Source organism: Mesorhizobium sp. M7A.F.Ca.CA.004.12.1.1 (assembly GCF_003997835.1).
Taxonomy (GTDB): domain Bacteria; phylum Pseudomonadota; class Alphaproteobacteria; order Rhizobiales; family Rhizobiaceae; genus Mesorhizobium.
Window position 1 is genome coordinate 1 of sequence record NZ_RZRK01001337.1, and the last position, 864, is coordinate 864.

Annotated in this window: 2 protein-coding genes and 1 pseudogene; all 3 read left to right on the top strand. The window is 59.6% G+C overall.

Annotated elements, in window-relative coordinates; translation table 11 throughout:
• Window positions 1–199 (top strand): annotated as a pseudogene (locus EN984_RS36220) (histidine kinase); the annotation flags it as partial.
• Window positions 196–510, top strand: coding sequence for a hypothetical protein (locus EN984_RS39245; protein ID WP_236383520.1), 315 nt, complete (start codon window positions 196–198; stop codon window positions 508–510). The pseudogene EN984_RS36220 and the gene EN984_RS39245, both read left to right, overlap by 4 nt.
• Before the next feature lie 133 nt (window positions 511–643).
• On the top strand, window positions 644–864 hold a 221-nt coding region (locus tag EN984_RS36230), incomplete at its 3' end, for a hypothetical protein (RefSeq protein ID WP_245480205.1).

The window sequence follows — 864 nt, forward strand, 5'->3', positions numbered from 1 at the left end:
CACGGGAACCTCCCTGTCGCTGACATGGGCCGAGGCAATCGGAGCCAGTGATGTCAGGCGTAGCGAGAAGCGCTTCGGCAGCGTCGCACTCGAACGGGTCGTGCCGGCGTCACTGAACGGAACGGCGACGCTCGAAATCGCGGCTGGCCGTCTCGAGTACCGCCTTGTCGTTCCACACGGCAATTTCGAGACGGATTGAGCGACCCGAGCTTTCTTAACCAGCTGTTCACCATAAAAGCAGATGCTGTTTTTCCCAGATACCGCTGGAACCTGTTGCATCACCGAACATTTCCGCAGCAGGATTTGCAGCATGGTGCGGGAGGGAATGCCTTGACGGTTGCCGATATGAACAGACTGGAGCAGGCCGCCCGGATTTCCATGGGCGAGTTTGAGGACTCCGAGTCATCCGCGCCACCGCTGGCCCCTGTCCCCAACGGAGCCTTGCGCCTTGTTGCGTTGGCCTTGGTGGCGGTGATCGTGGTGGTCGCCCTGTACCAGCTGGTCTATTGAGGCCAGCTCGTTTCGGCCGGCGACAGAATCAATTGTCGCCGTCTTATTTCCCTGCCAGCGCGCCAGGAACTTTGGCTGATGTAGACCGTTACTATGGCGAGAGGACTTTCCCGCCATGGAACATATCGCTGCATTGCTGCTGGTCATCGGTTGCTCGAACACGATGGCCGACTGCCGTGAACTCCAGGTGCCCGTCAGCATTTTCGCGACCGCCGAGCAATGTGTGGCCGAGCGCCCATTCGTCTTGGGCGACGTGCAAGGGCAGGCTGATCACATCGTCGCCAAATGTCTTGCCGTCGATCCGGTGCTTGAAGACGACTATGATCAGATCGTCTGGAACGTGCGCGCCGATGG